The sequence below is a fragment of the Ferruginibacter albus genome (genome assembly GCF_020042285.1).
Lineage (GTDB): Bacteria > Bacteroidota > Bacteroidia > Chitinophagales > Chitinophagaceae > Ferruginibacter > Ferruginibacter albus.
The window spans coordinates 310,751-330,824 of record NZ_CP083388.1; the positions used below are offsets into that span (position 1 = coordinate 310,751).

At 35.7% G+C, this 20,074-nt stretch carries 13 protein-coding genes; 8 read left to right on the plus strand and 5 right to left on the minus strand.

Annotation, left to right across the window (positions count from 1 at the left end; genetic code table 11):
- Positions 1-8: 8 nt before the first annotated feature.
- Complete coding sequence (locus K9M53_RS01390; protein ID WP_224017273.1) at positions 9-656, minus strand: DUF47 domain-containing protein; 648 nt, start codon at positions 654-656, stop codon at positions 9-11.
- 382 nt (positions 657-1,038) lie between these two features.
- On the opposite strand from K9M53_RS01390, the gene K9M53_RS01395 reads away from it, so the two are divergent.
- The 5 genes from K9M53_RS01395 (at position 1,039) to K9M53_RS01415 (ending at position 10,811) form a co-directional block, all read left to right on the plus strand.
- Positions 1,039-4,125: a SusC/RagA family TonB-linked outer membrane protein gene (locus K9M53_RS01395; protein ID WP_224017274.1), complete on the plus strand. Its 3,087-nt coding sequence runs from the start codon at positions 1,039-1,041 to the stop codon at positions 4,123-4,125.
- A 35-nt stretch (positions 4,126-4,160) separates the two neighbouring features.
- On the plus strand, positions 4,161-5,630 hold the full coding sequence (locus K9M53_RS01400) for a SusD/RagB family nutrient-binding outer membrane lipoprotein (RefSeq protein WP_224017275.1): 1,470 nt from the start codon (positions 4,161-4,163) through the stop codon (positions 5,628-5,630).
- Positions 5,631-5,778: 148 nt separating this feature from the next.
- A complete protein-coding gene (locus K9M53_RS01405; RefSeq protein ID WP_224017276.1) occupies positions 5,779-9,090 on the plus strand; it encodes a TonB-dependent receptor in 3,312 nt (1,103 codons plus the stop codon).
- Positions 9,091-9,241: 151 nt separating this feature from the next.
- Complete coding sequence (locus K9M53_RS01410; protein WP_224017277.1) at positions 9,242-9,640, plus strand: hypothetical protein; 399 nt, start codon at positions 9,242-9,244, stop codon at positions 9,638-9,640.
- Positions 9,641-9,716: 76 nt separating this feature from the next.
- The gene (locus K9M53_RS01415; protein WP_224017278.1) at positions 9,717-10,811 is read left to right on the plus strand and encodes a hypothetical protein; all 1,095 of its coding nucleotides are present in this window, start codon (positions 9,717-9,719) and stop codon (positions 10,809-10,811) included.
- Between the two features lie 7 nt (positions 10,812-10,818).
- Here K9M53_RS01415 and K9M53_RS01420 read toward each other — a convergent pair whose 3' ends face one another.
- Positions 10,819-11,889 (minus strand): glycosyltransferase family protein, encoded by a 1,071-nt coding sequence (locus K9M53_RS01420; protein ID WP_224017279.1) that lies wholly within the window; start codon positions 11,887-11,889, stop codon positions 10,819-10,821.
- Position 11,890: 1 nt separating this feature from the next.
- On the minus strand, positions 11,891-12,742 hold the full coding sequence (locus tag K9M53_RS01425; RefSeq protein ID WP_224017280.1) for a UDP-2,3-diacylglucosamine diphosphatase: 852 nt from the start codon (positions 12,740-12,742) through the stop codon (positions 11,891-11,893).
- Between the two features lie 412 nt (positions 12,743-13,154).
- Between K9M53_RS01425 and K9M53_RS01430 the strand changes: the two genes are divergently transcribed.
- Entirely contained in the window at positions 13,155-13,745 is a 591-nt protein-coding gene (locus K9M53_RS01430; RefSeq protein WP_224017281.1) for a hypothetical protein, read from the plus strand.
- Here the strand turns inward: K9M53_RS01430 and K9M53_RS01435 are convergent.
- Together K9M53_RS01435 and K9M53_RS01440 are read right to left on the minus strand one after the other, a co-directional pair.
- Positions 13,742-14,791, minus strand: coding sequence for a sensor histidine kinase (locus K9M53_RS01435; protein WP_224017282.1), 1,050 nt, complete (start codon positions 14,789-14,791; stop codon positions 13,742-13,744). The two genes, K9M53_RS01430 and K9M53_RS01435, sit on opposite strands and share 4 nt — an antisense overlap.
- Positions 14,792-14,987: 196 nt before the next feature.
- Positions 14,988-15,683, minus strand: a complete 696-nt coding sequence (locus K9M53_RS01440) for a response regulator (protein ID WP_224017283.1) — start codon at positions 15,681-15,683, stop codon at positions 14,988-14,990.
- A 173-nt stretch (positions 15,684-15,856) separates the two neighbouring features.
- Between K9M53_RS01440 and K9M53_RS01445 the strand changes: the two genes are divergently transcribed.
- A complete protein-coding gene (locus tag K9M53_RS01445; RefSeq protein WP_224017284.1) occupies positions 15,857-18,079 on the plus strand; it encodes a hypothetical protein in 2,223 nt (740 codons plus the stop codon).
- A gap of 121 nt (positions 18,080-18,200) precedes the next feature.
- Positions 18,201-20,015, plus strand: coding sequence for an ABC transporter ATP-binding protein (locus K9M53_RS01450; protein ID WP_224017285.1), 1,815 nt, complete (start codon positions 18,201-18,203; stop codon positions 20,013-20,015).
- The last annotated feature ends 59 nt before the right edge of the window (positions 20,016-20,074 follow it).

Consider the following 20,074-nt stretch of genomic DNA (forward strand, 5'->3'; position numbering starts at 1 on the left):
GTTAGTTGTTATGCGTATTTAACAATGATCGATTCTATAACATTACCGGCATCCTCGCATTTATCAGTAACAATCTCCATTACCTGGTATATTTCTCTTTTTTTAATTACTTCTTTTGCATCAGTTTCAACAGCAAACAAACGCTCAATACTCATATCAAAAATATCATCAGCCTGGTTTTCTATGCTGTTGATTGCAACCAAAGCATCTGTGATCTGGCGCATGTTTTTCATATTGCGCAATTCAATTACGGCTTTATATACATGATGGCATCCGGCAGCAATTAACTCTGCCATTTTTTGCATGCCTGTATCATTTGGATTAACGCGGTAAAAGTTTATTTTTTTGGCAGAAGCATAAATATAGTCTGCAATATCATCCAGTGCAGATGCCAGGTAGTGAATATCTTCTCTATCGAAAGGAGTAATGAAGTTTTTACCTAGCTCTGTAAAAATATTGTGAGTGTAATCATCATTCACATGCTCCATGTCTTCTATTTCCTGTATCAATTGCGCACGCTTATCAAAGTCTGGTTCGTTTACAACTTCTTTTAACTTTTCACCCATTTTGATCAGCTCTTCCGCAACGCTTTCAAATAACTGATAAAAAACCCTGTCTTTAGGTAAAAATATTTTAAGAATGGAATTTAATGCCATAACCGTTAGTTTAAAATTGGCGCAAAAATAGAGTTATTGTAGATACCCGTAAAAACTTTATCAATGATAACTATTAGTTAATATGATATGTTATTATTTTTTAAATATTCTTATTATGCAAGTTTTGTACGGTGGAGAGGCAATGTAACATTTATTAATTATAATAAGATTAATTTGAATTAGTTTTAAGTAACTGAGATGATATTTAGAAAATAATTAAATAAAAGCTAAAAACATTGAGTACACGCTAAAAACAATATGTCAAAAAACATCTTTTTTGAATTTTTTTTATTTCACGCAGCAAAAAAAAAATTCACCTTGTCTTGTTTTTTGTTAAAGATTATCTAAATTTAACTTATTATTGATAACGTAAAACAAAGCTATGAGAAAAATTGCATTACTATTGACAGTGCTCTTATGTAGCACTGCACTCGTCTTTGCTCAGTCGCAGGTAAAAGGAAAAGTGACTGATTCTAAAGATGGTTCACCATTATCCTCGATATCAGTAAAAGTAAAAGGAACAACATCGGGAGCCAGTACGGCGGCTGATGGTTCATTTACAGTTGATATTACGGGCTCTTCTGCTACTCTTGAAATTTCAGGAGTGGGGTTTACTCCTAAAACAATTAAAGTATCTGCAGGTGAGACAGTTTCAGTCTCGCTTGAAAAGGCAACTCAGAATTTAACGGAAGTTGTTGTAACCGCCTTAGGTATTAAAAGAGAAAAAAGGCAGCTTACGTATAGTACGCAGGAAGTAAACGGTGAAAGTGTTGTACAAGCAAAGCAAGATAATTTGGTAAATGCTCTTGCAGGAAAGGTTTCCGGTGTTTCTGTAATTAATTCAAGCGGTATGCCAGGTAGCCCTTCCCGTATTGTAATTAGAGGAGCTACATCTCTTTTAGGAGAAAATCAGCCTTTGTTTGTAATAGATGGGGTTCCTATCAGCAATGAAGAGTCGGGCGCAATTGATGTCTTTGGACAAGGGGCTAATAATGTAAGGCTTAATCAGGGAAGTACCTCAAACAGGGCAATTGACCTTGACCCAAGCATAATTGAATCTGTAAACGTATTGAAAGGAGGTGCTGCTACTGCCTTATATGGTGCACAAGCTGCAAGAGGAGCTATTATCATTACCACAAAAACAGGAGGAGGAAAATCTTCAAAACCTACAGTAAGTATTAGTTCCAGCCTGAAATTTGATAACGCTATTTTGGCTGAATATCAAAATAAATATTCTCAGGGGCTTGATGGTTTATTTATCAATGGAAGTATTCAAGGTACAGCCAGCAGCCAATCCTGGGGAGCAAGAGTTGATACTTTAAAGGTTGATGGATCGCCTGTTAAAACATATGATCCAAGAGCCATATTTTTTAGAACCGGTAAAACCACAGATAATAATATCAGTATTTCGGGAGGGTCTGAAAAATCAAATTATCTAATCTCTTATTCTTATCTAAATAATGAAGGTATAATACCTACAACAGCATTTACAAGAAATGCATTTTTTGCTAAGTTCTCTAATCAGATCACTAGTAATTTAACTGCAAACATAGAAATTAACTATGTAAATACAGTTAATGATAGAACACAGGAAGGTAATGGTTTAAGTAATCCGATATGGGCTATTTACCCTGCACCTATTACATGGGACCCGCTTCCTGCAACATGGCCTGATGGTACTCAAAGATTGTACAGAACCTTGTCAAGAAACAATCCTTTTTTCGTGCTTGATAATTCTGGCTTTCAATCAACAGTAAATCGTTTTATACCTGTTGCAAGTTTTGTATATACTCCAACTAAATGGTTAACTATCACAGAGCGTGTTGGTACCGATATCTTTGCAGACAATTCAAGGTATTATGAAGCCAGCACAATTAATAACGGCGTATTTAGCGGTGCCGGTGGGGTTTCAAACCGCTTGGAAGATTATCGTCAGTTTAATCATGACTTTATTATTAGTTTTCATAAAGAGCTGTCTAAAGATCTTTATGGATCTTTATTGTTAGGTAATAATCTTCTTTCTCAATTTACAGATACTTATGTTCAATCGGGAGTAGGTCTTGCACTTCCTGGTTTTTATAATATTAGTAATGCAGGTACTATATTATCAAGCGATAATGTAGTACGATATAGAAAAGTAGGTTACTATGCACAAGCTAACCTGGAGTATAAAAAAATGTTGGATCTGAGCTTAACCGGAAGATATGATGGTACTTCGGTTCTTAACCCTGATAAGCAATATTATCCTTATGGTTCTGCCGGGCTAGGATTTATTTTTACGGAACTTATGAATAAGAGTGATGCGTTTAGTTTTGGTAAAGTGCGTATTTCTTATTCTGCAGTGGGTAATGATAATTTATCTCCTTATTCACTAAGTACACCATTTTTATTAGGTACCAATATGCCTGCAATAAACAATGTTAATTTCCCATACAATGGTGTTAATGGGGCAAAACTTACCACTGCATTGGGTAATCCTAATTTAATAAATGAAAGTTTGAACGAATTTGAAGTGGGATTAGAATTGAAATTCCTTAAGAATCGTCTTTCATTTGATGGGTCTTACTTCGATAGAGAATCTAAAAACCTCTTAAGTCAGACTCCTATTGCATCTACTTCTGGTTTCTTTACTGGTTTTCAAAATGTGGGACAAATTCAAAACAAAGGGATAGAGTTTTTAATAAGTGGAAATCCTGTAAAAACCAAAAACTTTACATGGGATGTAAATTTGAATTTTACTCGTATACGTAGTAAGGTAATTACTTTAGGACCAGGTGTTAATAGTATTCAGTTAGGTGGATTTGGTAATGCAGGTGTTTTTCTGTTTAAAGATCAACCGTACGGAATATTATACGGACTACAATATGTAAGAAATGATAAAGGACAAATTGAAGTAGGGGATGATGGATTACCGATCTCTTCAACAGATTTTGGACCAATAGGTAATACTAATCCTGATTTTACTATGGGACTTTCAAATACATTTACTTACAAAAGATTATCACTTAGCTTCTTGATTGATTATAAAAAAGGAGGCGATATTTTGAATTTGGATGATAACTATATGTGGTTTTATGGAACTTCAAAAATAACAGAGGCCAACAGAGATAAGCCTTTTGTTGTTGGTAATTCGGTTTATGCAAGTTCAGGATTGCCTAATACCACACCTGTTAGTGCACAGGATTACTGGAGTACAATTTCAAGTATAACAGAGTCTAACATAGAAGATGGAACATATGTTAAACTGCGTAATGTAACAGCTGCTTATACTTTTGGAGCAATTAGAAAAACTCCTTTTAAATCTTTGACAATTAGTTTTAGTGGAAATAATTTGTGGTTCTATCTTCCTCATTATACAGGTAGTGATCCGGAAGCGAGTGTTTCAGGAGGAGATAATGGACAAGGAGTTACTAATTTTCAAACGCCAACAACCAGGTCTTATATCGTAGGTGTAAAAGCAACATTCTAATTAAAACTCCAATCATTCATTTTAAAATTTTTCAAATGAAAAAGAAAATAATATACAGTCTAGTTTTAACAGCAACAATTCTTACGATGGGAGGGTGTAAGAAATTCTTAGATGTTAACACGGATCCTAATAACCCTCTTCAGGCGCCTGAGTCTTTGATTCTGCCTCCCGTAATTGTTGACGTTTCTACTGTTGTTGCCGGAGGATCTTTTTCCGTACAAAACACATCAGGGATAGCGGAAATAACTTCTTACTGGATGCAGCAGATATCTTTAAACCAGCCATTGCCGCAATTTGAAAGTTATAAATTCACTACTGGAGACGGCGAGTACTCATTTGGTGATATATACTATAATTTAATGCAGAACATTAAAAGAATGGGGGATGTAGCGAAAGCTAATAACGACCATTCTTATGGCGTGATATCAAAAGTATTGATGGCGTATTCAATAGGAGTTACTACAGACATGTGGGGTGATGTGGCTTATAGTGAGGCTTTTGATGGTAATTTGCATGCAAAATATGACAAACAGGAAGATATTTATACTGCAATTCAAGCCATGTTGGATAGCGCTATTGCTGAGAATCAGTTAGATCCAGGACTTTCTGTTCCTGGTGACGATGATTTCTTGTTTCATGGAGATATGAGCAAATGGGAAAAATTTGCTTATGCTTTAAAAGCAAGACACTACATTCATTTGACTAAAGCACCTGGTCATGATGCAGTTACTCAATCAAACTTAGCTTTAGCTGCATTAGATCATGCCTTTACAGGTACAGATGATGAGGCTACCGCAAATTTTTATACGGGATCTGCAGGTCAGGAAACTCCTTGGTATAAAAATACAGAACTAGCTCAGGGGGGTGTTGTGTTGGGCGCAACTTTAATTGATTCTTTAATTGCCAGATCGGATCCACGTTTACCTATCATTGCTAATAAAGGTTCACAAGACAGTTATTTAGGTAGAATAAGCACTTCCGATGTTGTTCCTGATGTTACAATTTATTCAACTTTAGGATATTCCTTAGGAGGAGCTGATATCAATGATGTTATCACTACGGGAGCTTCAGCTCCCATTGCAATCCTTCCTTATTCAGAGCTTGAATTCATAAAAGCAGAAGCTACTTTTAGAGTGTCTGGAGCTGCTGCAGCACAGCCAATTTATCAACAAGCTATTACAGATAATATGGTTAAATTGGGACTTAGCGCAAGTGATCCTAATGTAACTGCTTACCTGGCTGCAAGAGGTACATTAACAGATGGCAACGCTTTACAAAGAATTATGGAAGAAAAGTCAATTGCAGATCTTCTCTCTATTGAAAATTTCAACGACTGGCGTAGAACAGGCTATCCTAATTTAACTATAGTAGCAAATCCTGAAGCTGGAATTACTACCATTCCAAGAAGATTTCAGTTTGGTACTCAAGAAGTGACCTCAAACCCACAACCTGAGAATACTAATGTTAAAATTACAGATAGAGTATGGTGGGATGCAGCTCCATAATATAATATTTTAATAATGTATATAAAAAAGCTACTCAATCGAGTAGCTTTTTTTATTTATACATTCCAGCATCACTTAACAATTTGGTAACCTTTACGTAACATTGGCATAATTGTTAAGACGTCTCTTTGCGCAAAAATTAACTAGCATGAAGACAAAGCAATTACTATTTTCTTTGCTTACAGTATTTTCCCTTATTACCACAAATGTTTTTTCTCAAGAAACCTCAGCCACGTTAAGTGGAAATGTTAGCGATGAAAAAGGCACTCTGGTTCAAGGAGCTACAATACTTGTTAAGCACGAGCCAACGGGCGCGACGTACACTACACAAACGAACAAAAAAGGGCTTTTTTCGTTTCCAACTTTAAAAGCAGGCGGCCCTTACACTATAACCGTATCGTTTACAGGGTTTTCTACAGAAACATTTGACAATGTTAGTCTTACCTTAGGCAATAACCCGGATGTAAGCGTTGTTTTAAAACAAAGCACCAAAAATTTGGAAGCAGTTGTTGTTAGCGGTGCTAAAAGAAGTTCAGGTATAGGCAGAGCACAATTAAATGCTTTACCAACTATCGGACGTAGCTTAAGTGATTTCACACGTTTAACTCCTCAATCAAATAACAACTCTTATGGCGGTTCCAACTTTCGCTATAATAACTTAACTATTGATGGTGCTGCTAATAACGATGCGATCGGTTTTAGTAACTCCTTTGGTGGTGTTAGTGGTGGTGGTCAATCAGGTGCAGCAGGCGCCGGTACACGTACTAATCCATACAGCTTAGATGTTATTCAGGAAGTACAAGTACAATTGGCTCCATACGATGTGAAAATCGGAAACTTTACCGGAGGTAGCGTAAATGCAGTAACTAAAAGTGGCGGTAACGATTTTCATGGATCTATCTATGCTTATGGACATAACCAGGCATTAGTAGGAACCAGTGTTGATGGGAAAAATTCAAAAATATATAACACTTATTACGATCATCAATACGGGGCAACCTTAAGCGGTCCTATTATGAAAAATAAGGCTTTCTTTATTGTAAACTATGAAGGATCGCGTAATGAAGTTCCAACTTTTTATAATGCAGGTGACCCGGGTGCTGCAATGACTTTATTAGAAGCACAACAAATAACTAATGCGTTAAAAAAATACAATTTTAGTCCCGGCACTTATGGACCAAATAAAGTATTTACTAATAGTGATAAGGTTTTTGGACGTTTAGATTTTAATCTTAATAACAAAAACAGTTTAACATTAAGAGGTATTTATACAAGCGGTTCAGGAAATAACATTGAACGTACTACAACTAATTTTCAATTTTCTTCTACTGACTTTACTCAACATACCGACAACCTTAACCTGGTTGCCGAGTTAAAAAGTAAAATCAACAATGAAGCAAACAACCAATTAATTGTAAGTTATATAAAGGTTCATGAATACAGAGATTTCCCTGCACCATTAGATTCAAATGGTAATGCATCAGGTGTACCGGCATCAGCATTTGTTGATATCGATAATGGACGTATCTGGTTAGGTACCTGGAGAGAAGCTGCTATCTATAACATGAAGCAATCTACAGTTGAATTGACGGATAACTTTACATTAAATAAAGGAATTAATAAATTCACTTTCGGTACTCATAATGAGATATATGATCTTTCTTACGGATTTATCAACTCATGGAATGGTCGTTGGGAATATGCAGGTGGTTTAAATTCTTTCCTTGCAGACAACCCTTCTCGTATTCGTAGCGGTTATACTTTTGATTCAACAAAAAATAACAGGAACGGCTTATACAATGATTTACCTGGTAGCAACTTTACTGTAGGTTTATTTAGTGTGTATGCACAAGATGAAATTGCAGTTAACAAACGTTTTAAAATAACTCCGGGTGTAAGATTTGATTATTCTAAATTATTAAGTTCACAATTCCCATTAGATCCGGCTTTAAACGGAACACGCAATTATGTTGCGCCTGCTGATAGTGCAACTTATTCACATACTCCATTTAGCCAATTTAATAATAAGTGGCTTGGGCAGGTAACGATATCTCCACGTTTAGGATTTAGCTTTGATGTTAAAGGAAACCAATCTTTAGTGATCCGCGGAGGAACAGGAATATTTGTAGGTCGTATGCCATTTGCATGGATGGGATATGCTGCTACATTAAGCGGAGCAAACCTGGGGAATGTTGACTACAAACCTTCTAGCGGTACAGTAGTGCCATTAGCTGTTGACCCAACACAATTGATTTCAACATTAAGAAATATTCCTGCTGCTACAAATGCAACTAAACTGCATGAAGTAGATCTAATTGATAATAACTTTAAATTACCTACTGTTTGGCGTTCAAACATTGCTGTTGATGTTAAATTCGGCAAAGGGTATAAAGCTACATTTGATGCGATGTACACAAAAACATTGTATGATGTTATGTTCCAGCAGATCAATATCAAAGACAGTGGTGTACAATATTTCAGCACAGGACCAACTCAAACTCCGTATTATGCAACCGGTGCTAAAAACAATTCGGCTTATACAAACATCTATTTCTTAACAAATACAACACAAGGATACCGTTATAACTTAACAGCACAGATCAATAAAACATCAGACAATATTAAATTGGGTGCAGCACATTCATTTAATTATTTCTGGAGCGCTGCTTATACTTATGGAATGAGCAAAGACGTTAGTAACGGAATTCGTAACTCTTTCCAAAGTAATTACGAATTAAACCCAACAATAAATCCGGAAAATTCACCATTGGCATTCTCTAACTTTGACTTGCGTCATCGTATAGTAGCAACATTAGGTGGTAGCTTTAGATGGAATGATGTACACACGTCTTCAATTGCATTCTTCTATTCAAATCAATCCGGAAGCCCTTACTCATTGATTTACACAAGTGCTCCTTTTGGTAACTCTTCTAATGCTCCTTTGGTATATATTCCAAAAGCACAAAGCGATATCAACTTAGCTGATTATAAAAAAGCTGATGGAACAACTTATACTGCAGCTCAACAATGGACAGATTTAAACAACTTCATTAATGGCGATGATTATTTGAAAAATCACAGAGGCGAATATGCAGAGCGCAATGGTTTACGTACTCCATGGAATCAGCAATTGGATATGAAACTTCAGCACGAGATACATTTAAGCAAAACAAACAAGTTTAAAACCTTAGTATTAAGCTTTGATATGTTGAACGTATTGAATTTCATCAATAACAATTGGGGTCATATTTACTTTGTTACAAACGTAAATAACTATACAGTTAACTTCCTGAAATTTGTTAAAGATGCAAACGGAAAAGCTGTAGGCACACCGGCAAGCGGTTATTTACCAACGTTTAACTACCTGGCGCCGCCTGCAGGTTCAAACAATCAGTATTATACAGTTGATCCGCTTAATAGCCGTTGGCAAGGTCAAATGGGCGTTAAGTTCAACTTCTAATAAAATTTTAATAGCATAGCAATCAAACAAGTTCCTTAAGCAAATAGCAAATTTTCTCAAGCTTGTACCACCCGATAATCTTATCGGGTGGTTTGTTTTTTATGTATTTATAGTGTGTCGCCTTGAAGCAAACAATTGTATATTTGGCGTCATGAAAAAGATAATAATCGCCTTGTCAATAATAGCTATAGCAATGTCTTGCAATCACCCTGATAAAGAATTGAAAGCAACTATAGCTAATGCAGATAGTGTATATGTTCAATATTTTTCCGGAGATCAAAACAATGTAGCCACAATAAGAAGCATTAAAAACACGGATACTTTAAACAAACTTACTGAAGCAATTACAGCTACAACTATAAATGGCAAATCAAATTGCGGATATGATGGTTCTATTCATTTCTTTAAAAACAATGTAGTAGTACAGGATGTTTATTTCAAAATGAACAATGAAGATTGCAGTCAATTTACTTTTATACAGAATAATAGATCTGCAGCAACTAAATTATCTGCCGATGCGAAAAAGCTATTGACAGAATTAAAAAAATAATTTCCTTAACGCAAGCATAAATTTCCCTTTACTATTTCATTATATAAGATGATAAAATTTGCAAAACATCTCCTTAATGAAATACCTCGTAATTGCTTTTCTGCTAGCAGCCAATACGGCCGTTTGCCAGGATACAAATAGTCCTAACATTTTTATTATTACTACAGATGGTTTTCGTTGGCAGGAAGTGTTCACGGGTGCAGATTCCTCTCTTTTATTCAACTCATCATATGTGGACGATACAGCTACGTTAAGGTACTTGTATTGGGCAAACACTGCTGAAGAACGCAGACAAAAATTAATGCCTTTTTTGTGGAATTACGTAGCACAAAAAGGACAATTATGGGGCAACAGAAACTATGGGAACGATGTGTCAGTAATAAATCCTTATAAAATATCTTATCCGGGTTACAACGAATTGCTTACCGGTTATAACGATTGGTTCATAAGTCTTAACAGGAAAACGTATAACAGCAATTCTAATCTTTTGGATTACTTAAATAATACGGATCGATATAAAAACAAAGTTGCCGCATTTGGCTCATGGAAATTATTTAAGTACATATTGAATAACCCTTCAAGCAATCTTCCTTTAAATTGCGGTTACCAGCAAAGCGAAGATGATACGCTTACTCTTACAGAAAAAGCAACGAATTATATAGAAGCAACAAGTAATGAAAATAAAGAGGCTACACGTCGTGACATGTTGACTTTTACATTAGCTGCAGAATACATAAAGAAGAAGCACCCTAAAGTTGTATTTATTGGCTTTGGCGAAACAGATGAATTTGCACACAATGGCAGATACGATTTGTATTTAAACCAGGCAAATCTCTTTGATAAATTTTTGGCAGAACTATGGCAGCTAACGCAGACGGATAAATTTTATAAGAACAAGACGCTGTTTTTTATTACTACCGATCATGGAAGAGGCGATAAACCAACAACATGGTCAACCCATGGCTTTTGGGCAAAGGGATCAAAAGAAACATGGTTGGCAGAATTTGGAGCCGATATTCAACCATTGGGAGAAGTAAAAGAAAAAGACAGTATTCACACTATACAGTTTCCACAAACTATTGCGAATTACCTGGGAGAAGATTTTAGGGCAGACCACCGGGTAGCCGCCGCTTCCCAAATATTATTGTCTGCAACTACTATCAATAAATAACAGAAAACTATAAAGCAGCTTTAGGAATAAAGATATCTGCGGGACTTTGAATAATATCTCCGCTGAATTTTTCCTTTGATAGATTTTTGAAAGATTTTCTTTGTGCCAAAACGAGGTCAATTATTTTATCGGTCTCATCCGGAAAATCAACTTTTATATTTTGTTCATTTTCCAACCAATGCTTTACTTTATCAGCGTGTTTGTTTTTTAGGCTTTTTAAAACCGGTACACCAAATTGTTTCGCACCTGCTGCATTACAATGTTGTTCATATTGATTCTTCATTGGGATCACTATGACCTTTTTGCCCATGTATAAAGCTTCTGCCGGTGTTTCAAAACCACCTCCACTGATGATTCCTTCGCAGCTTACAAAGCTTTCAGCAAAATCATCATTATTAACAGGACGTACCCAGCAATTTTTTTCTACAAATGATTTTTTGGTATGCTTAGAAAATATATGCCAGCGAACGTTTTTGAACTGACCTAAAAATTTGATTAGTTTTTCTTCGCTGTAAGCGGGTAAATAAACAGTGTAATGCCCTTTGTTGCTTATCTCTGCATTGCGAATTTCCTTACGGATGACAGGAGTAAAAATGTTTTCGCTGTATTTTTTAAAATGGAAACCTACGCCAATTTTACAAGGCGCATAATATTTTAAAACCATCAAAGCAAAAGGATCAAACTTGTCCGGGCGTGGAGCATTTTTATCAAGTATTGCAAATTGATGGCTCATGGAAACGCAAGGCACGTGCTTGATCTTACAAGCCCATGCGCTCACCGGTTCAAAATCATTTATTACCAGATCGTAATCTTCAACAGGAAAATTTTTTATCTCGCTCACAAATCTTTTAGATTGCATTTTTTTGAAAGTAGCGTAGAAATCTATGCCTCCTTTTTTACCAAATACATAACTAAAGCCTTTGCGTTTATATTTTACTTCATGGTTTAGTTTTACTTCAGCTTCAGTTCCACTTATTAAAATATCGAGATCGCATTTCTTTTTTAGCAGAGGGATGATTTCTGTTGCACGGCTGATATGTCCGTTGCCTGTAGCTTGTATGGCGTAGAGAACTTTCATTTTAAGATGCTAATTCAAAATCCTGCATCATCATTTTAAATAACTCGGCAGTACGTAAATAAGCGGCTTCATCCATATAATAAGAATCATTCAATTCTTTTACCTGGTTGTCTTGCTGATATTGATATACACTCCAGTTATCATCTGCATATTCCAATGCAGTCAAATTTTCGATCCAGTCGCCGGAATTTAAATATTGTACGCTGCCTTTTGGTGTAACAATCTTACGATCGCACGGTTGATGGATGTGACCGCAGATAACATAGTCATATCCTTTTTCAATAGCTATTTCAGCAGCAGTATTTTCAAAGCTGTTGATATATTTTACGGCGCTTTTTACAGAGTTTTTTATTTTTTTGGAGAGAGAGATTTTTCCTCTTCCCATTTTTTTGCTGATGTAATTGATGAATGTATTTATCATTATCAATGTATCGTAGCCAACAGCACCCAGCTTCGCTAACCATTTACTGTATTTCATCGTAACATCAAACACATCTCCATGAAATATCCAACTGCGTTTATTGTTATTATGATGAATGATCAGCTTGTTTACAATATGAAAATCGCCAATAGAAAAGTTTTCAAAACGACGCAACATTTCATCGTGATTGCCGGTAACGTAATATACTTTAACCCCACGGCTAAGCATACTCGTAATTTGCTTTATCACCTGCATATGCCCTGCCGGCCAGTATTTCTTACTGAACTGCCAGATGTCGATAATGTCGCCGTTTAAAACTAAAATGGATGGATCGATGGTGGAGAGGTAACGGGACACTTCACTTGCACGGCATCCATAAGTGCCTAAGTGAACATCAGAGATAACCGCTACATCTATTTTTCTTTTTTCCAAGGGAAGCGATATAGTTTGCATGCAAAGTTCCTTCACTCATATTTATTAATTGTGAATATAAGGTTACCAAAATGTAAATTCATTTGGTAAATATTTCATAACGCAGCATTCATGCAGGCATAACATGAGGCATATACATTTGATAAGACAAACAAATAAGGGTTAGTAAATTATTTGTTGGGCAGGTAAATTTTCTCTTTGTGCATCGGGTGGAATTTCTATTCTACCCTTTTTTTATTCAATTTTTTTCGGCACTACTGCGTTTATTCGTTATCGTTGTTCATGACTATAATGCTCTTTATTACTCTTCATGCAAACGCTGATTGCAAATAAAAGAATACTATTAAAATGGAATTAGTAATTTACCAATAAATGAATGTGTAAAAATTCAAGATGACGTATGCCGGTTAAGATGAAAGTATTTTTGGTTCTTTACTTTTTTGGAATTCCTCTTTTAGTTGGTTTTCTTATCTATTTTAAAAGAAAGAAACTAGATGCTGATAAAAATTATTATGCGCCTAAAAAACAAAAACAAAATCGGGCAATAACAAAAGAAGAAAAGAACATTATTTATGTAGCAAGTGCATTTGAAAATAAAGAGCTCTTTAGTAGTCGTGCAAAAGAAGTTGCACAAACTATAGAATTTGATAAAGCGATCAAGCTGAAAGATTATTTTCATAATAACCCGCCAGTGCCGGAAGACCTGCAACAGCCGTTATCTAAATATGGGATTTTGGGAGTGTGGATGGAAGTATGTCAAAATTCTATTTTTGAGATCTTATACAATTACAACGAGAAGGCGATACCGATAATATATCCTATTGCCTTTGGCGTATACGATTGGACTCAATACAAAGCAATTGATCTTTTATTTAGATTTATGAAGGAAGGAATAAAAAAAGATGAAATTATAGCAGCGCTTAAAAAATTTTCTGAACAAACTTCAGATGAATATTTAAAAGATCAGATTAAGAATGAATTAAGTAAATATATATCGGATTAATCCTTTTTGCTCTCTAACGTAAAACCAAATGTGGAACCAACATCTAACGAACTACGAACGTGAATAGTTTGTCCGTGAGCTTCAATAATATGTTTACAGATAGCTAAGCCTAACCCGCTGCCACCGATTTTTCTGCTTCTTGCCTGGTCTGTTCTGTAAAAGCGTTCGAATATCCTTTTCAAGTGCTCTTCTGCAATACCGGCGCCATCATCGCCGATTTCAATTAAAATAAGCTTGCCGTCGATTTTATATACACTTGCCTCAATTGTGCCATTTTTTTTCCCGTATTTAATGGCATTCTCTACAAGATTGATAAGTACCTGGCGTATTTTTTCTTTATCTGCGAAAACGCTTAAAGGCACTTCGCATCCTTTTTTAATAATTAAGCGAATGCTGTTTTCTTCTGCTTTTATTGATAATGTTTCATACACTTCTTTTATCAGGTCCTGGATAATAAAGTTTTCTTTGTATAGTAATTGTTCACCGCTTTCTAATTTAGAAATTTCATCCAGGTCATTTAACAGGTTTACCAGCCGATCTATATTGCGGGACGTGCTGCTTAAAAATTTACGATTTACTTCAGGTTTTTCCAGAGCACCATTTAATAAGGTATCGACATAACCTTGTATGGCAAATATGGGAGTCTTTAATTCATGCGAGAGATTTTGTAAAAACTCTTTACGGAAGGCCTCATTCTTTTTTAATAATTCGATCTCTGCTTTTCGTTGCTCTGCCCATTTCTCTACGTCTTCTCTAACTTCATCAATGCTTTTTTGCGGTAAGATATTTTTATAATAAAACTCTTCCCGTTTACTTGCCTTTGTTTGATAAATAAGCTTATAGATGAGTTTTATTTTACGATAGATGAAACGTTGCACCATGAATAATATCAGTGCAAAGCTTCCTAAAAATACCACCAGCAATGTAATCAACGCAATCCACCAGACAGGCTTAAAATAATATAGTGCTGCAGCAATTGGCGCAGATAAACAAAATGCTGTTAATGCAGATAATTGTTGCGGCGAAAAATTCTTAGTTGGGAGCATCTCATCCAAAGTACGTAAAAATTTATGAATGAAAAATCAGAGTTATGAATGAGGGATAAGTAGAAAAAAGCAATATAGGGTCAGTGTTCAATAAAGATATTCAGTACAAGAGAGTGACACAACTATGGTGGGTTGAGGCCAAATGCTTGTTACAAGATAAAAGCAAAATATAATAATTCCCTTAAGGAATCAGATGCTACATTTCAAATTTATAACCAACACCTTTAACGGTGGTGATACAATCCATGTTTAATTTTTGGCGGATCTTTCGAATGTGCACATCAATAGTTCGATCGCCAACAATTACTTCGGTACCCCAAACCTGGTTCAATATTTCATTGCGTAAAAAAACCTTTCCCGGGCGGGATGCAAGTAATGCCAGCAATTCAAATTCTTTTCTTGCTAATATTATTTCGTTGTTGTGAAGATTCACCAAATATTTTTCACGGTCTATCTGCAGATCACCTATTTGCAAAAGTGTAACAGTTTCTGATTGATGCCCGTTTGTACCCTTTTTATTAGAGACTCTTCTGAACAAAGCATTTACCTTACTAACCAAAACTTTTGGACTTATCGGTTTGGTCAAATAGTCATCTGCGCCGGTTTCCAATCCCCGTATTTCAGTGCCCTCATCGCTTAATGCTGTAAGGAAAACAATTAATGTGTCTTTGAATGCAGGTTGAAGGCGAAGGATATTACAAACCTCAATGCCGTTTTTGCCCGGCATCATAATGTCTAAGATGATCAGATCCGGCTGATGCATTTTTGCCAGTTCAATTGCTTCATCTCCATTCTTTGCGGTAAATACTTCGTACCCTTCTGCTTGCAGGTTAAATTGAATGATTTCGAGGATATCGGCTTCATCATCTGCAATTAAAATTTTTTTACTCATAAGCCAATTGTATACGCAAAATTAAACTATCATAGTAAGCCAAACGTCAGTACTGACGCTAATCTGTATTATCAAATTGTTAACCAACAAATAACAAGATGTTTGATTACTAGCGATAATCAACGATATTTGCATTGAGCCTCTTTAACTTATCTGACATACGGTGCTGATTTATGAAAAAACTTATTTCCACGTTAATATTATTCTTTGTATTTATAAGTGCGTTTGCATTTGATAATACCGTAAAAGATACGTCAAAATATCCTATCACACGAGCTTACTTTCACGAATTAATAGATAAAGAACAAAAGCAATGTGATGCAGCCGATGGCAAGCAGGACGGAATGATCAGGGCAACCGCCAATGATGAGATCAACCTGCAAATTACTGATGCAGTTATTAGAAAGGTTGATGAATTGCAGGATTTTATAGAAGCCGATACCGGCATTAATACCAACCAGCAAAAAGTTACTTATCTCCGGTTTATTGAACAAATGGTGAGAGAGTATAGGGCAGGATGGCGATCAAGGCAGTTAAATCCAACATTGGCTCCTGAACTTGTGAATGGTTTTGAAAAAATGTGTAAAGCAAATATCAATGACCAAAGCATAGCACCTTTTTTTACTAATCTTCATTATGAAGCAGGAAAGATTCTTTCAGAAATATTTAAAGCAAATAAAGGATACGGCGATGCCAGGAAAGCGTTATTTCTGAAATTTTGCGCATTGTATCCAGAAAAAACGTTATCGCAAATAGGACAGTATGCAAATGAACCTTTTGCAGATAGCTTGTTAGCTGCAGCCGCTTTGCGTGATCCTGTGCAATTATATTCTTATGCCCAGGCAGCTTATTCTCCTGAAGGCAAATTGATCCATCGAAGTAATGATCCTGTAGTAAAACAAATTGCACTGTTAAGCAAAACACCAAGAGCATTGTTATACTTTCCTTTCTTAGATAATATCTTAAAGGGTAGCCAATCCATTGATAGCATAAAAAAATATGTTGGCACAGATGAGCGGGGTTATGATAGTGTTGGTTATTATAAGCTGCTGGTAAAAACAGAAATAAAATACAGTATGCGCCTGGCAAGCGGCGACACACCGATCGCTATGTTTGGACCGAATGGCTTACGGGATATGCTGCAACGTAAAGCGCTAGAACATTTTATTACGCCCATTAATAATTTGCATGAAGAAACGAATTTGGATATTCGTATGCGAGCACTGAATCCGTTGTCTGCCGAAGATATTTATTACATGATCGTAATGGGTGAAAATGATATTTATACCTCAAGCTATAAACACAGTTTTGCCCGTATGCTGCAAAGGATGGGAGACCGCCCACGTACCGATTATTTGTTGATGAGCGTAAATATGGATTATTTTAAGAAGTTTATAAAGATGGCTGCCAACTTCAATCACCTGGATACTTTTTTACGATTGATGCCATCTCGTAATTCAGAGATATTGATGAAAGCTTTTGTTGATAACCTTGACAAATCAAGCAGCCTGGAAGATGCAGTAGATGTAGCAGATAGCTATAGCAGCATCAAGAATAAAACTTTATTAAATAATATCTTACAAAATGTTATTGCTAACGAAGATCGCAGTATTGAAGAAAACAGTAACAGGGGAAAAGTTATTTACGGGTTGCTAAAAACAATTTTCTTATCAGCAAATGACAGTAAGATCGATCTTACAAAAGAGATCGGTATCCCTTCTATTTATTCCGTTGATCATAAATATTTAGTGGATGATAGTGACAGGGTAATTCAACAGGTTTTCTTTTTTGGTGATGATGATGGCAAAACAAATTTCAAAAATTTCATTGCTTCGTTTTCTCCAAACGATTGGCGGATAACAATGGAAAAAGAATGGGCAACTATTAAATCATTAAGGGGTAAAAAGGTTTGGATATTCGCTAATCGGCCATTAGAAACAGATGACAATTTAGATGACTCGGCGCAAATACATTTGAGCAGGTATCTCACAAGAAACGATCTGTATCCAACGGTTGTAATTCACCGTGGTCACAGTTATTGGTTGCCGCGTACTATAGACAGAATGCCCGCCAATGCAAAAGTGATCGTACTAGGCAGCTGCGGTGGCTATAAAAATTTAAAACAAATACTAGAGATCTGTCCCGATGCACATATCATTTCTACTAAAGAAATAGGCAAAGGCGATATTAACCGCCCGATATTAAATTACCTGAATCAAACATTCATCACGGGAAAAACTTTGTACTGGCAGGATATGTGGACGAACCTGACCAAGCTTTTTTCTACTGACCCCAATAAGGAAGTGCGTGAAAGCTGGGACGACTATGTGCCTCCTTATAAAAATCTCGGCGCCATATTTATAAAAGCTTATAACAAAAAGATGGAAGGAGAGTAGTTTTGTGACTAACACCTGATCATTATTCATCATTCTTGTGTCACTCTCTTGTACTGCATATCAATATTGAACTTTTATTAAAGCGAAATGTTGAATATTCATCAACACGTAACTTTGTACTATGAGCGAGCAAACTGGAAAAAGAAAAAAAGTAGTAGATACATCATTGCTTCGCCGTTTATTGGTTTTTGTCACTCCCTACAAAGGCAAATTTTACTGGTCAATTTTTTTAGCTGTTTTTTTGGCTGTACTTTCTCCCATCCGTCCATGGCTTATTCAACTAACATTAAATAAGGGATTAAAAGCACATGCGGTTGGTTTTTTGCATAGCCCTTCACAAGTGATCATCGGTATTACGATCATTCAAATTGTAATACTTTTGATAGAGTCTGCCTGTCGTTTTGTATTCTCCTTTTATACATCCGCATTAGGACAAAGCGTTGTAAAAGATATGCGTGTTGCTACCTATAATAAAATACTTCATCTCAACCTTTCGCAATACGACAAAACACCCATCGGTACTTTAACTACACGTACAATAAATGATATCGAAGCGATCAATGATATTTTCAGTGATGGATTAATTCCCATTGTTGCGGATCTGCTTTCTATTGTGGCTGTATTATTGTATATGTTTTTTGTTGACTGGAAACTAACATTGGTTTGTATTGCTCCTTTTCCAATATTGATCATAGTAACTTATTATTTTAAAGAAAGTGTAAACAAATCTTTTATGCGTGTGCGCAATGCGGTAGCAGCATTAAATGCGTTTGTACAGGAGCATATTACAGGCATAAGCGTAGTACAGGCTTTTGCAGCAGAAGAAAGAGAAGCTAAAAAATTTGATGCGATCAATAAAGAACATCGCAACGCCAACATCCGTTCCATAATGGCATATTCGTTGTTTTATCCCATAGTAGAATTAATATTGGCATTTTCATCGGGCTTATTGGTTTGGTGGGCTGCTAAACAATCTATTTATGTAACCGATGATAAAGCAGTAGAAATAGCAGGCATAGTAACTTCCTTTATTTTATGTTTGAATTTATTGTTTCGTCCGTTACGTGTAATTGCCGATAAATTTAATACGCTGCAAATGGGAATGATCGCAAGCGAACGTGTATTTAAAGTATTGGATAATCCCGATAGTGCTGTTAATGAAGGCAAGTTTATTCCCGAACATGTTTCAGGTAATATAGAATTTAAAAATGTTTGGTTTGCCTATAATGAAAATCATTACGTATTAAAAGATATCTCTTTCACAATAAATAAAGGAGAAACCTTAGCAATTGTTGGACATACGGGAAGCGGTAAAACATCTATTATCAGTTTGATAAACCGGTTGTACCATATTCAGAAGGGTGAAATAAAAGTGGATGATCATAATATTGAAGATTATGATTTGTTTCATCTGCGTAGTAAAATAGCAGTGGTATTACAGGATGTTTTTTTGTTCAGTGCTTCTATACGGGATAATGTTACACTTCGTAATAATGCTATTTCAAAAGAACAAGTAATAGAAGCTGCAAAACTTATCGGCATTCATGATTTTATTATGCGCCTGCCAGGAGATTATGATTATAATGTAATGGAGCGTGGTGCTACACTTTCTTTAGGACAACGACAGTTATTATCTTTTGTTCGGGCTTTATTATTTGATCCATCCATATTAATATTGGATGAAGCTACTTCTTCTATCGATACAGAAAGCGAACACTTGATTCAAAGAGCCATTGACAAATTAATTGCCGGAAGAACTTCTATTATTATTGCGCATCGCTTAAGTACAATTCGTAAAGCAACTAAAATCATTGTATTGGACAAAGGTGAAATAAAAGAAATAGGCACGCACATAGAATTACTTCAAAAGCAAGGGTATTATTACCAGTTGCATAAAATGCAGTTTGAAAAACAACTGGAACAATCTGAAGCTTGATTTTCATAAAAAACCCTTTTCAGGGCTTAAATATTTCCTTTCTTTTCGCTTTTTACCCT